The organism is Brachybacterium tyrofermentans (genome assembly GCF_014897585.1).
Classification (GTDB): Bacteria; Actinomycetota; Actinomycetes; order Actinomycetales; family Dermabacteraceae; genus Brachybacterium; species Brachybacterium tyrofermentans.
The window spans coordinates 45715-57877 of sequence record NZ_JABUXW010000015.1 but is presented as its reverse complement, the minus strand read 5'-3'; the positions used below and the strand labels follow the sequence as shown (position 1 = coordinate 57877).

Annotated in this window: 11 protein-coding genes; 4 read left to right on the top strand and 7 right to left on the bottom strand. The window is 70.7% G+C overall.

The features are described 5' to 3' along the window. Positions 1-56 precede the first annotated feature (56 nt). Positions 57-575: an arsenate reductase/protein-tyrosine-phosphatase family protein gene (locus tag INT49_RS12360; RefSeq protein WP_193118052.1), complete on the top strand. Its 519-nt coding sequence runs from the start codon at positions 57-59 to the stop codon at positions 573-575. Between the two features lie 96 nt (positions 576-671). On the opposite strand, the gene INT49_RS12355 is transcribed toward INT49_RS12360, so the two are convergent. From INT49_RS12355 to INT49_RS12330, 6 genes are all read right to left on the bottom strand, one after another. Further along, positions 672-2192: a midas domain-containing protein gene (locus INT49_RS12355; protein WP_193118051.1), complete on the bottom strand. Its 1521-nt coding sequence runs from the start codon at positions 2190-2192 to the stop codon at positions 672-674. A gap of 952 nt (positions 2193-3144) precedes the next feature. Next, positions 3145-4782: a phosphoglucomutase (alpha-D-glucose-1,6-bisphosphate-dependent) gene (gene pgm, locus INT49_RS12350; protein ID WP_193118107.1), complete on the bottom strand. Its 1638-nt coding sequence runs from the start codon at positions 4780-4782 to the stop codon at positions 3145-3147. Positions 4783-4975: 193 nt separating this feature from the next. Further along, entirely contained in the window at positions 4976-5773 is a 798-nt protein-coding gene (locus tag INT49_RS12345; protein WP_193118050.1) for a hypothetical protein, read from the bottom strand. 126 nt (positions 5774-5899) lie between these two features. Next, positions 5900-6910, bottom strand: coding sequence for an inorganic phosphate transporter (locus tag INT49_RS12340; protein ID WP_193118049.1), 1011 nt, complete (start codon positions 6908-6910; stop codon positions 5900-5902). Next, positions 6911-7534 carry a DUF47 domain-containing protein gene (locus INT49_RS12335; protein ID WP_193118048.1) on the bottom strand — a complete coding sequence of 208 codons (624 nt, stop codon included), beginning with the start codon at positions 7532-7534 and terminating at the stop codon, positions 6911-6913. A gap of 276 nt (positions 7535-7810) precedes the next feature. After that, positions 7811-8437 carry a hypothetical protein gene (locus INT49_RS12330; protein ID WP_193118047.1) on the bottom strand — a complete coding sequence of 209 codons (627 nt, stop codon included), beginning with the start codon at positions 8435-8437 and terminating at the stop codon, positions 7811-7813. A 142-nt stretch (positions 8438-8579) separates the two neighbouring features. Between INT49_RS12330 and INT49_RS12325 the strand changes: the two genes are divergently transcribed. After that, positions 8580-9239 carry a PH domain-containing protein gene (locus INT49_RS12325; RefSeq protein WP_193118046.1) on the top strand — a complete coding sequence of 220 codons (660 nt, stop codon included), beginning with the start codon at positions 8580-8582 and terminating at the stop codon, positions 9237-9239. Positions 9240-9270: 31 nt separating this feature from the next. Then, the gene (locus INT49_RS12320) at positions 9271-9876 is read left to right on the top strand and encodes a DUF4126 domain-containing protein (RefSeq protein WP_193118045.1); all 606 of its coding nucleotides are present in this window, start codon (positions 9271-9273) and stop codon (positions 9874-9876) included. Positions 9877-9969: 93 nt separating this feature from the next. On the opposite strand, the gene INT49_RS12315 is transcribed toward INT49_RS12320, so the two are convergent. Further along, a complete protein-coding gene (locus INT49_RS12315) occupies positions 9970-10662 on the bottom strand; it encodes a hypothetical protein (protein WP_193118044.1) in 693 nt (230 codons plus the stop codon). Positions 10663-10829: 167 nt separating this feature from the next. On the opposite strand from INT49_RS12315, the gene INT49_RS12310 reads away from it, so the two are divergent. Further along, positions 10830-11993 (top strand): ROK family transcriptional regulator, encoded by a 1164-nt coding sequence (locus INT49_RS12310; RefSeq protein WP_193118043.1) that lies wholly within the window; start codon positions 10830-10832, stop codon positions 11991-11993. The last annotated feature ends 170 nt before the right edge of the window (positions 11994-12163 follow it).

The window sequence follows — 12163 nt, the reverse complement described above, 5'->3', positions numbered from 1 at the left end:
TACGGGGCGTGGCGATTCTGCGCTCACCGCCTCCGCTTCATTGACACAATGGGGGGATGTCGCCCTTCCGTGTCCTCACCGTCTGCACCGGCAACGTCTGCCGGTCCCCCGCAGCAGCGGTGATGCTGCGCGAGGCGATCCTGGAGGCGGGGCTCGCTGACCGGATCGAAGTCGGTTCGGCCGGCACGAGCTGGGAGGCCGAGGGGATGCCGATGGATGAACGCACCGAGCTCGCGCTCATCCGTGCGGGATACACGCGGCCCTTCGAGCACACTGCCCAGACCATCCATCTCACGGAGCTGCTCACCTGGGACCTCGTGCTGCCGATGACGATCGAGCACGCGCAGCTGCTGCGTCGCATGGCCGAGCAGGCACCCGAGGGGAAGGATGCCCCGGAGATCGCCCTCTGGCGCCGGTTCGATCCGAAGACGTCCGCGGAGACCCCGGAGACCGAGATCGCGGTGGACGACCCCTGGTACGAGGGTCAGGGCGCCTTCAACCGCACCGTCGTGCAGATGCAGCGGAGCCTGCCCGCGATCATCGCCCATGTGCAGGACGCGCTGAGCGCCCGCTGACGACATCTCGCCCCGGCTCGGGACCTCGACTCGGCCCGACACGCTGACTCGACCCTCGAGCTGACTCGGTCTGGCGTATCGACCCGGACGAGGGGCTTACTTCTTCGGCGAGATCGAGCCAGAGGCACGCCGGCTGTGCCAGGTGGCACCGGCGAAGCCTGCTGTGGTGAGGAAGCCGATGCCGAGCGCGACAGCGAGCACCTGCTGCATGCGGCCGAACGCGGAGTCGGGATCCTGCGAGGACAACGCGTTGAGGAGCTGGACGATCGGGCCGTCCTCCTGCGTGCTCGCGACCGGTCGTGGCTGCGGAGCCGGGCTCTGGTCGTCGGGGCTCGGTGCCGGCGCTTCCGACGTGGTCTCCTCGGGCGAGCTGCTCGTCCCGGGCGACGTCCGCTCGGTGTCCCTGCTGGCCTGCTCGGTCTCATCGACCTGGGCGTCCGAGTGCTCGTCGGTGGCAGGTGCTTGCGACGCTTCGTCCCGGGTCTCACGCTCAGGCTCGGCCTCGGGAGCGGTCTCAGGGGTGCTCTCCGGCTTCACCTGCGGCGCGATGGGGCGCGGCGCCTCGGACTGCTCGGGAGTATCGGTCTTCTCCGGTGCCTCGGTCGTTTCCGGAGACTCTGTCTCGTCTGGCGTCTCAGTCGTCTCGGGAGATTCCGTCTTCGCCGGGGTCTCGGTCTTGTCCGGCGTCTCTGTCTTCTCCGGTGTCTCTGACTGGTCGGGTGCCGTCGACGGCGCCTCGGACTCCGGCGTGGTCGGTGCAGGAGACTCCTCCTCCTCGGGGGTGTCGTCCTCGGTCGGCGTCTCCGGGGCGCCAGTCGTCTCGTCATCGTCGGGCGCCGTGGACGGAGTTTCTGTCGGTGTCGGTGTGCCCGTGCCAGTGGCGTCGTCGGTCGGCTTCTCGGCTGACGGCTGCGTTGTCGCTGAGGCCGGGGTCGTGGTCGGCGGCAAGAGAGCCGGATCCGAGTCGTCATTCTGCGACTCGTCCGTGGAGGCGCACTCCTCGCCCTCGACAGGCGCGGACGGCGTAGTGGTGTCGTCACTCTGCGCCGATGATGCGTCGGAATCGGCGTCATCGTCGTCCGAGGCCGACTCAGCGTCGGAGCCGTCCTGCGGGTCGGCATCCTCGGAGTCGTCGAGGCAGGTGTCCTCCGGAGCTTCTGCCTCGTCGTCCTCGCCCGCTGTCTGGTCACCGGTCTCGGTGCCCTCAGAGTCTTCAGTGGTCTCGGTGCCGTCAGCAGACTCTGTGTCCTGGCTGGGCTCGCTGTCGTCGGTGGACTCAGGGTCCTCAGTCTCCTCGGCCCCCTCAGCGAACTCGGTGTCCTCAGGGTCCTCAGCGGACTCGGTGGGCTCGCTGCCGTCGGTGGACTCCGTGCCCTCGGCGGACTCAGTGGAGTCCGCTGGAGTCGGGGACTCCTCGTCCGCGGGATCGTCCTTCTCCTGATCGGCACCGGGGGTGGCAGCAGCGTCGCCATCCGCGGGTTGCTGCGTGTTCGACGAGTCTTCCTGCGGCTTCTCGGTCTCCTCGGCGTCCTGCTGGTCGGCGCCCGAACCGATGGTGATCGTGACGGGGGCCGGGTCCTTCTCGGGGTGATCGTCAGCCGAGTCGGTGGCCGTCACCTCAACGGATGCGGTGGGCCCGGAGGCGGATCCTGCGTCATCGGCGGATTGCGTGGAATCGGGCGCGTCGACGGAATCGGCGGGTGCGCTCGCTCCGGAGGGCTCAGTGGCCTCAGGGGAGGAGGTGGTCTCGGGGGAAGCGGTGGCCTCTTCAGGAGCGTCGGTGTCTGCGGAGTCGGCGGGCTCAGCGCCTGCGCCGTCGCCGGGCTCGGTGGCAGTGTCGTCGGCAGATTCGACGGCCGACTGGTCGGCCTGATCGGGAGGTTCAGGTGGCGTCGCGAGGGCGGGTGCGGCGGCCGCGGGAAGGGAGAGTGTGAGGGCAGCGGAGCAGGCATACAGACGTGTTCGTAGCCGCATAGGCGCTAATCCCCCTCTCCGGGATGTGCTTCCGACGGGTGCGGTCGGCGTCATCATTGGTGGCCCGACGGAGCATATTACCCTACCGACCCTTTACCTTCGGGCTCCATGCTCCTGCGCGGAAGAGGGGTGACGCAAGGGGATGTGGACGGAGACACCCCGGCGTGACGCACGCTATGTTGACCGCTGCTTGGCAATTCCTTGACCATCGACCTGGCGCGTTGTCCAGATTGTCGCAGTGGGGCCGCTGCGCCGAGCTGAGCGCGAGCAATGGGGAGGAAGCGTGAATGCGCAGATGACCCAGGGGTCATATAGCCCTCCGGGCACTGCGGAGGGCACCCTCCCTCACGGGGCGAGCGCCGCCGGGACGACCGATGGCTCGGAGTGTCGACGGCGTCGCTCCCGATCGATCTCGGCCGCTCCAGCGCGACAGGACACCTCGCCCGCAGCGTGACGGGCGGCACGATCCGCGGCGGTTCTGTACGTCGTGCGGGAACTCTGTCGTCGCACGGTGACTCTTCACTGCGCGCAGTGGCTCCGTGCTGCGCCCCGCCCTCCGGAGCCGTGGCAGCCGGAGCGCGGGGCGCAGAGGTGGTCAGTCGGCCAGGGCGCCGTCGACCAGAGACTTCGCGGCCTCCTGGACCTGCGCGAGATGCTCCTCGCCGCGGAACGACTCGGCGTAGATCTTGTAGACGTCCTCGGTGCCTGAGGGGCGTGCGGCGAACCAGGCGGACTCGGTGGAGACTTTCAGGCCGCCGATCGCGCCGCCCGAGGGAGCCTCCGTGATCGCCGAGGTGATCGTCTCTCCGGCCAGCTCGGTGGCGGTCACCTGCGAGGGGTTCAGGGCCTTGAGCTTCGCCTTCTGGGCGCGGTCGGCCGGGGCATCGATGCGGGCATAGGCGCTCGAGCCGAACTCCTCGACCAGCTCCGCATGCAGCGCGCTGGGGGAGCGGCCGGTGACCGCGAGCATCTCGGAGGCCAGGAGCGCCATGATGATGCCGTCCTTGTCCGTGGTCCAGGCAGAACCGTCCTGACGCAGGAACGACGCCCCGGCGCTCTCCTCACCGCCGAAGCCGACGGAGGAGTCGATCAGGCCGGGCACGAACCACTTGAAGCCGACGGGGACCTCGTACAGCTCGCGGCCCAGGGAGCCCACGACCCGGTCGATGAGGCTCGAGGAGACGACGGTCTTGCCGACCTTCGCCCCGGCAGGCCACTCCGGACGGTGCGCGAAGAGGTACTGGATCGCCGTGGCCAGGTAGTGGTTGGGGTTCATCAGCCCGCCATCGGGCGTGACGATGCCGTGGCGGTCGGAGTCCGGATCATTGCCGGTGGCGATGTCGAACTCGTGGCGCTTCTCGAGGAGGGAGGCCATCGCCCACGGGCTCGAGCAGTCCATGCGGATCTTGCCGTCGCGGTCCAGGGTCATGAACGACCACTGCGGGTCCACGTCGGGATTGACCACGGTGAGGTCCAGGTCGTGCATCTCGCCGATCTCGGCCCAATAGTCCACCGCCGCCCCGCCCAGCGGGTCGGCGCCGATCCGGATGCCGGCGCGACGGATCGCGTCGATGTCCACGACATTGGCCAGATCCTTCACGTAGGTGTGGAGGTAGTCGTAGCGGCCGGCATCCTGCAGGGCTTTCTGACGGCCGTGGCGGCGCACGCCGTTCAGGCCCGCGGCCAGCAGCTCGTTGGCGCGGTCCGCGATCCAGGTGGTGGCGTCGGAATCGGCCGGTCCGCCATGGGGCGGGTTGTACTTGAAACCGCCGTCACGTGGCGGATTGTGGCTGGGCGTGACGACGATGCCGTCGGCCCGGCCGGGATCGTTCGTGGCGCGACCGCGGTTGTGCACGAGGATCGCGTGCGAGACCGCCGGGGTCGGCGTGAAGCTGTCCAGGGAGTCGACCTGCGCGGCGACGTCGTTCGCGGCGAGCACCTCGAGGGCGGTGTCGAAGGCGGGCCGGGACAGGGCGTGGGTGTCGCGGCCGATGAACAGCGGGCCGCGGATGCCCTGGCCGGCGCGGTATTCGACGATCGCCTGGGTGGTCGCGGCGATGTGGTCCTCGTTGAAGGCGGTATCCAAGGAGGAGCCGCGATGGCCTGAGGTGCCGAAGGCGACGGCCTGGTCCGGGTCCGACGGGTCTGGATGAAGGTCGTAATAGGCGTCAAGGAGAGCGTCGACGTCGACGAGGTCCTCCGGAAGGGCCTTCTGGCCTGCACGGGGGTGCATGATCATCACTCCATCCTGAGCTGTGGGTATGGCGCCACTCTAGGTCAGGGGTGCCGCGCGCATGTGCGGAAGGGCCGATCCCTGAGACGCAGCGTTCTCGACGGAGGATGCTCGCCGGCGCGTCGGTCCCGAGGGCAGTCCGTACGCAGGGGCGACGTCAGGCGCAAGGACGACGGCAGACACAGGGGCGACGTCAGGCGCGACGGCTCCGCACCAGGCGGACGATGCCGATGATCGTGAGGATCAGACCGATCAGGCCGGCGATGATGCCGATGATCGGGCCGATCAGCATCGGGGCCGCCATCTTCGTCACGCTGTACGGCCCGAGATAGGCAGGGGCCTCCGTGCCCGTGCAGGCGATCGTCACCGTGGTGTCCTCCATCGCGGCGACGCCGAGAGCCTGCTCGTACGACGTCCCGTTGCCGAAGGTGACCGATCCGGAGGTCGGGAACTCGGTGACTGCACCGGAGGACGATCCCTCGGCGGTGCACTGCGCCTCGGCGGCGTCCTCAGCGGGGACATAGAGGATGAGCATCTCGTTCTTGCCGACCTCGAGCTCGCCGGTTCCGCCCTCGAGCACGGTGGGCCCGGTCGAGGCGTCGCCCACCAGGGAGCTGAACGACCACACGAGCCCGCCGATGGTCGCCGCCGGGCCGATGATCAGCAGCAGAGCGAGCCCGATGATGAGCGGCAGCAGCCCGCGACGCTTGGACGGCGCGGACCCGCCCGATGACCGGGGCGGCTGGGCCGGCAGAGGCCCGGTGGCCGGCCCGTCGGGGTACGGCGCCTGAGCGGGCGACCCGTGGGCGAACGGTGCCTCGGCGGAGGGCTCCTGGGCGAACCCTCCCTGCGTGAACTGCCCCTCGGCGTACGGGACCGTCGGGCTCCCGGGAGCCGGCGACCCGGAGGCGGCTCCGGGGGACGTCGGTGCAGGGCGTCCGTAGACGGGACGTCTCCTCGGGGCGGGAGTGGTGGACTCGCCGTCGGACATCGGGTCTCCTTCGCGATCGGGCCTGCACAGGATAGCCGTCGACCCTCCGAGAACCCTCCGGGTCCAGCCCCGTCAATCCAGTCCGGTCTAGTCCGGTGAGGTGAGGTGAGGTGAGGTGAGGGGAGGTCAGCCCAGTTCGAGCAGCACGCCGGCCAGCGCCGCCGCGAGCAGAGCCGTCACGATCGGCGTCAGCAGCCACACCGCGACCATCGTGCGTGCCACGCGCCAGCGCACCTGACGCGGCCCCACCGCGACCCCGGCGCCGACGACGCCCGACGCGAGGCCGTGCGAGGTGGAGACGGGGGACTCCAGTCCGAAGATCGCCACCGACATCGACAGCACCGAGGAGCCCTCCGCGGCCAGGCCCTGGGCGACGGAGAGATCGGTGAGGCGGCGGCCGATGGTGCGGATGATGCGATGCCCGCCCAGGAAGGTGCCGGCCGCGACGGCGACCGCCACGGCCACCATCATCGGCAGGGCGGCGCCGAAGGACAGGTCGGAGACGGAGGCCGCGACGACGATCACGGCGAGGGGGAGACGGGCATCGCTGAGGCCGTGCCCGGTGGCGACCGCGCCGGCGGTGACCGTCTGGGCGAATCGCAGGTGCGCGACGCGAAGGCGCTCGTCGCGCGCCAGGGCGAGGATCCCCTGCATCACCAGATAGGATACGAGCACCGCGGTCAGCGGACCGACGATCGAGCCGATGACGATCACCACCAGTCGATCCCAGGCGGCGGCCGCCCCGATGGCCAGGGACGCCCCGATCACGCTCCCGTAGAAGGCGTGCCAGGTGGAGGAGGGCATCCCGATCCACCAGGTCAGCAGCTCCCAGCACAGGGTGGCGAGCAGGATCGCCACCAGGCCGGCGCCCAGCACGTCGGGCGTTCCGGCGGTCGAGGCGGCGAGCTCGCCCAGCCCCAGAAGGTGCAGCGCCCATGGAGCGGTCACGGCCAGCAGGAGCATCCCCAGCAGCGCTCCGAGCAGGTTCAGGATCGCCGCCATCCCCAGGGCCGTGGACTCTCGCAGGGACCGGGTGGTGATGGCGGTGGAGACCGCGTTGGAGGCGTCATGGAATCCGTTGACGAACGCCATCGCGAGCGCGAGGAGGACCACCAGGGCGAGAAGTGCCGGGGTCACTCAGGCGTCCTTGACGCGCAGCAGATCGGCCAGGCGCCCTGTGTGCTCCTGCAGCTCGATCGTGCGCCCCATGGACGCGGTGATGTCGCGCAGGGGGAGCAGGTCGGTGGACGCTCCGCCGCGCTGGTAGAGCTCGCCCAGGGCCTGGCGGACCAGCCGGTCCCCCTGCCGTTTGAGCTTGCGGATCTGCGGGTAGTAGTCGCCCATGTCCCGCACGCGGTTCAGCGTCCAGGTCGCGACGACCGTGAGCTCGGCCGCCCGTTCGATGCCCTTGGCCGCTTCGAGCAGGGGTGTGGGCAGGGCGCCGACCCGGGAGACGACCAGCAGCTCAGCCGTGTTCTCCATGGCCGCGACGGTGTCGGCCAGGGTGAGGGCGAGGTCGTAGAGCAGCTCCGCCTCGTACGGCGTGATCAGCGACTGCGCCAGGCGCTGCGCGATCCTCAGGCACAGCTCCTCGGCGCGGGACGCCTGGTCGTGCAGCACGGGCGCGATGCGGGTGCGCTCGCGGTATCCGTGGCCGAGCAGCCGGGAATGGGTGTCGGTGGCTTGGACCAGGAGCTCGGCGAGTTCGCTGAACAGGTCCGTCATCGAGCGTTCGACGCGACGCGGGAAGAGCTGCACCACCTCAGGTCTCCTCCTTGCGCCGTGGGGCGCGGTACCCGGTGCCGATCGCCGCTGGCGTAGGGCGTCGGCATGCTCGCGATGCTGGAGCGCCGGACCGGGGTGCGCCTGTCGGCGCGAAGGCCGCTCGAAGCGGCAAATGTTGGAGCCCGGGGCAACCGCGGCCCGACGCCCGTTCATCGTAGGGCACTCACGGGCCGGGCATCCACCCGTCACCCGGGCTGGAATGGCATGTGCCACGTCTGCGGCGATGCACAGCCCGGACGCATGGCTCCGGGTTCAGTCCAGTCGGCCGGCCTCGGCGTGACGGCCGGCCATCGCGAGCTCCTCGCCCGTGCTCAGCAGCCGCTCCGCCTGCCGGGTGCGCTGGGGGCCGGGATCCTCATCGGCCAGCTGGGCGGTGCCATGGGCGACGATCGTGGCGACCGCCCCGGCGCGGGTCAGCGCGAGGGCGAGGTCGCCGGTGAACGCCCCGCGCAGGATGTCGTCCATCGTGCGCTGGACCTGCTGAACGTCCGGCGGCTCGGCGAATCCGGAGAGATAGCGCAACCCCGGGATGGTGCGCGAGCCGGCCCGGTAGCGGTGCACGACATCCTCGCCGCTGTGCTGGACCCAGGTATGCAGCACGTAGAGCCGCCACAGGGCACCGGGCAGGGTGCTCGCGGGCGATCCGGACCAGAGGGCGGCCAGGTCCGAGAGACCATCCTGCGCGGCCAGCCGCAGGACCCGTTCGACGACCTCGGGGTCCGAGCTGTGGAACACCCCGTCCAGGAGGGCCTGCGCCGAGTCATGGGCGAGATCCGTCGAGGTCGAGGGATCCGGGTCGCCGGGGATGGCTTCCGCGGTCGAGGGGAACAGGGAGGCCGGACGACGGAATCGGGGAGAGCTGGATCCAGGGGAGGACATGCTGTGAACTCTACGGCGAGCGACCGGACGCTGGCACCGGACCGGTGGCGCACCGCACGGCTCCGAGGCCCGTTCCGTCCGGTGCATGAGGTGGGGAGTTCAGCCCATCGACCCTGCGCAGAGGCCGGAATAGCCTGCGAGAATGACTATTCCGCGGCACCTCGACCCCGAGCCGGGGGTCCGTACTCTCCTGCCCGACTACTCGCGCAGCGCGGCGACGGTGGAACGGATGGTCGGCACCCTCCAGCAGGAGCCGACAGCACGGGGGAGGACCAGCCGCCGCATCGCCAGGACGGTGCGCCCGGCAGACGCGATGCGGGACACGCTGCTGCGGTCCGTGGTCTCCGCGCTCGCCCTCGGCAGCGCGCTGGTGATGGGGGTGGCGGCCGTGCTCCTGTGGACGACGACGGAGGACGGCCACGCTCCGGGCATCGGCCTGCTGCTGGTGCTGCTCGCGCTCCTCGGAGCGGCGACGCTCAGCGGCCTGCTGGGGATCCGGTTCGGACTGGTCGCCCTCGCGACCGCGAGGTCGCGCCTGCAGATCTCCGAGGAGGGTCTGCGGGTGGTCGGGGCGCTGCGGACCCGGGACGTGCCGTGGAGCAGGATCGTCGCGGTCGAGTCACGGGTGATCCATCCGGTGCACTGGCTGACCGTCGGCCTGCGGCTGCGCGACGGCGCCCGCATCGTCGTTCCCGCCCTGGACCGCCACATCTGGTCCTACACTCGGCCTTCCGGACAGGTCGTCCGTGCACTGCGTGCGGAGCTGCGCCGGCGGGAACGGGCAGCACGGGGCAGGCTCTGAGGGGCTGACACGAAGGGGCGGGGAGACGGCGATGGAAGCACTGCTGATGACGCTGGGATCCGGATGGGTGAGCGGGATCAGGCCCTACTTCATGGCCTTCCTGCTCGGGCTCGCCGGGCGCCTCTTCGACCTCGAGCAGGTCCCTGACGTCCTGCAGCGCACCGACCTGCTGGTCATCACCGCGATCCTGCTGCTGGTCGACTTCGCGGCCGACAAGATCGCCTTCTTCGACTCCTTCTGGGATCAGCTGCATACGGTGATCCGCCCGATCGCCGGTGGCGCGATCGGGTTCCTGCTGGGCGGCGAGACGGACACGACGACAGCGATCGTCATGGCCGTGATCGGTGCGGCGGCCGCCTTCGGTGCGCATGCGGCGAAGTCCACCGCGCGAGCCGCGGTCAACGTGTCCCCGGAGCCGGTCTCCAACGCCGTGGTCTCGACCGGTGAGGACGTCGCGGCGCTGGTCGTCGGAGGCCTGACGATCCTGCTGCCCGCGGTCGCCGCCGTGCTGGCACTCGTCCTGCTCGCCGCGGGGATCTACCTCATCTACCGGGTGCACAAGCTCTACCGGAACCTGCGCGGCAGGCTGCGCACCGCTCGCGCCGAGCGCACGACGGGGCTCGATCCCGCGCCCTGACCCGCGGGTTCAGGGGGAATCAGGCTGGCTCCCCGTCGGGCTCAGGCTGGCTATCAGCCGGGCTCAGCCGGGCTCAGCCGGGCTCAGCCGGGCTCAGGCGGTCGGAGCGGCCGGTGCTGAGCTGGCGCCGTCGGCCCACAGCTGGCGCACGGCGTCGGCGACTGCGTCCCGGGAGATGTCCGAGACGGTGAGGATCCCCTCGTCGTCGAGCGGGAGATGCCCGGACCGCCAGGTGCCGTCGGCCTCGGCGTGGAGCATCATCGGGGTCTCGTCCTCGGGCGTCGCGATGTCCTTGCGGCGCAGCGAGACGGTGCGCTCGCGCCCATCGTCGAGGAAGGCGGTGACGATGTCCGCCACGGAGGTCGGCACATGCTCCGGATCGGGCAGGGCGGAGACCACGAAGGAGTCCAGCTCGTCCTGGGTGAGCATGAGGACGGCGTCATCCGCCTTGATGACGAAGGCCATCCGCATGGCCTCGCCCTCGGCCAGGGCGAGCCCCAGCCAGCGATCGGCGGAGGTCAGCGCACTGGCCACGATCTGGCCCTCCTCACCGAGCAGCCACTGGCCGTCGTCCGAGCGCTCCACCTTCCCGCGAGCCCGCAGCCCGGAGGTGACCGCCGCGGTGACGAACTCCTGGGCGTCCTCGGGAGCGCGGCGCAGCCCCACCTGCTCGCGGGTGATCGCCCCGCTCTGCGTGGGACGCAGGGCCAGCATGAAGTCGATCTCGTAGGCCGTGTAGATCGTGGGCTGATCGTCCGTCGCGGTGTCCGTCGGCATCTCGCTCATGGGGTCCCCTGCTGCAGGTTGTGGAGTCGTCCCGGCGCCTCGGGAGAGGGTCCGGTGGTCTGGGAGGAAGCATGTCAGATGGCGAGGACATGATCCACAGGGTCCCGATCCCCGGGGGACGGCAGGACCGCACGCGGGAAGCGGTCCACGCCGGATAAGCTCGCGCCATGCAGGGCAGTCACGCGGAGCACAGCGCAGGGTCGGACGTCGTCGCCGACCTCGGCAGCGAGAGCATGCGCGCCGTCTACCGCGACCTGCTGCGCTTCGGTCCCCGTTCCCGCAGCGAGCTCACCAAGCGGCTGGGTCTGTCGGCGCCCACCGTCACCCGGGTCACCCGCGACCTGCTGGACCGCGATCGCCTGCACCCGCTCACCGCCGTGGTGCGCCCCAAGGGCCGCCCTCATGAGCCCCTGGACATCGTGGAGAACCGCGGCCCGCGCTTCATCGGGGTCAAGGTCACGGCGCAGGAGGTCCACGCCGTGGTCACCACCGTGCGCGGCAACGTGCTCGAGGAGCTCGTGATCCCGCTCGAGGACAGCTCCCCGGACGAGCTCGTCGAGGCGATCCTCACCCCGGTCGAGGCCCTCCTCGAGGCGCATCCGCACGTCGCCGGGATCGGGGTGAGCCTGGGCGGCCTGGTGGCCGGACGACGCACCGTCGTCTCCGCGCACCTCCTGGGATGGCAGAGCCCGGTCGAGCTCGCCGCCGTGCTCGAAGCCCGGGTGCAGCTGCCCGTCGTGGTCGAGAACGACCTGGTCGCGATGATCAACGGCCTGCACTGGTTCGGCATCGGGCGTGCCTACAGCTCCTTCGTCGTGCTCACGATCGGTGCCGGCGTGGGCTTCGGCACCGTGATCGACGGGCGGGTCGTCGAGGGTCGGAATCACATGGCGGGCCTCACCGGCCGGCTCGCTGTGAGCCATGACGCCCACGGTGAGCCGCTCGCGATCCGCGACGTGGCCAGCACCGAGGCCGTCGTGCGCGCGGCCCGGGCACGAGGCGTGCTCGCCGCCGACGAGGGGATCGACGAGCTGCGCGCCCTGGTCCTCGCCGGGGATCGGGCCGCGCGGGAGATCGCCGAGGACCTGGCCCGCGCCGTCGCGCTCGCCGCGGGCAGCCTGGTCGCCGTGATCGATCCCCAGGCGATCGTGCTCGGCGGCGAGAACGTGGACCTGGTCAGGGCGGTGTTCCCGATCTTCGAGGAGGCCCTGGAGCGGGCCCTCGCCCGCGGGCAGCAGGGCCTCGTGGTGCGCACCCTCAGCGGGGACTTCGACGAGTGGGCCCGGGGCGCGGCCGTGATCGGCATCCAGGAGTTCGTCGGCGTCCCCTGAGCGCCGTCCGACCCGCCGGCTCCGGCGCGACCGCCGGGGACCCGCCGGCGCGCGAGCTGCTGGCACCCGGACCTCGGACGACGGAACGGCCGACGCCCTCGCCGGCGTCGGCCGTTCCGTCACGCGGTCAATGCATCACCAGATCACCAGATCACCAGATCACCAGATCA

Excerpts from the sequence above, each read along its gene's own strand:
- INT49_RS12315 (WP_193118044.1), bottom strand. The coding sequence starts at position 10,662 with ATGAGCGAGATGCCGACGGACACCGCGACGGACGATCAGCCCACGATC.
- INT49_RS12325 (WP_193118046.1), top strand. The coding sequence starts at position 8,580 with ATGACTATTCCGCGGCACCTCGACCCCGAGCCGGGGGTCCGTACTCTC.
- INT49_RS12345 (WP_193118050.1), bottom strand. The coding sequence starts at position 5,773 with ATGTCCGACGGCGAGTCCACCACTCCCGCCCCGAGGAGACGTCCCGTC.
- INT49_RS12310 (WP_193118043.1), top strand. The coding sequence starts at position 10,830 with ATGCAGGGCAGTCACGCGGAGCACAGCGCAGGGTCGGACGTCGTCGCC.
- pgm (WP_193118107.1), bottom strand. The coding sequence starts at position 4,782 with ATGCACCCCCGTGCAGGCCAGAAGGCCCTTCCGGAGGACCTCGTCGAC.
- INT49_RS12320 (WP_193118045.1), top strand. The coding sequence starts at position 9,271 with ATGGAAGCACTGCTGATGACGCTGGGATCCGGATGGGTGAGCGGGATC.
- INT49_RS12330 (WP_193118047.1), bottom strand. The coding sequence starts at position 8,437 with ATGTCCTCCCCTGGATCCAGCTCTCCCCGATTCCGTCGTCCGGCCTCC.
- INT49_RS12360 (WP_193118052.1), top strand. The coding sequence starts at position 57 with ATGTCGCCCTTCCGTGTCCTCACCGTCTGCACCGGCAACGTCTGCCGG.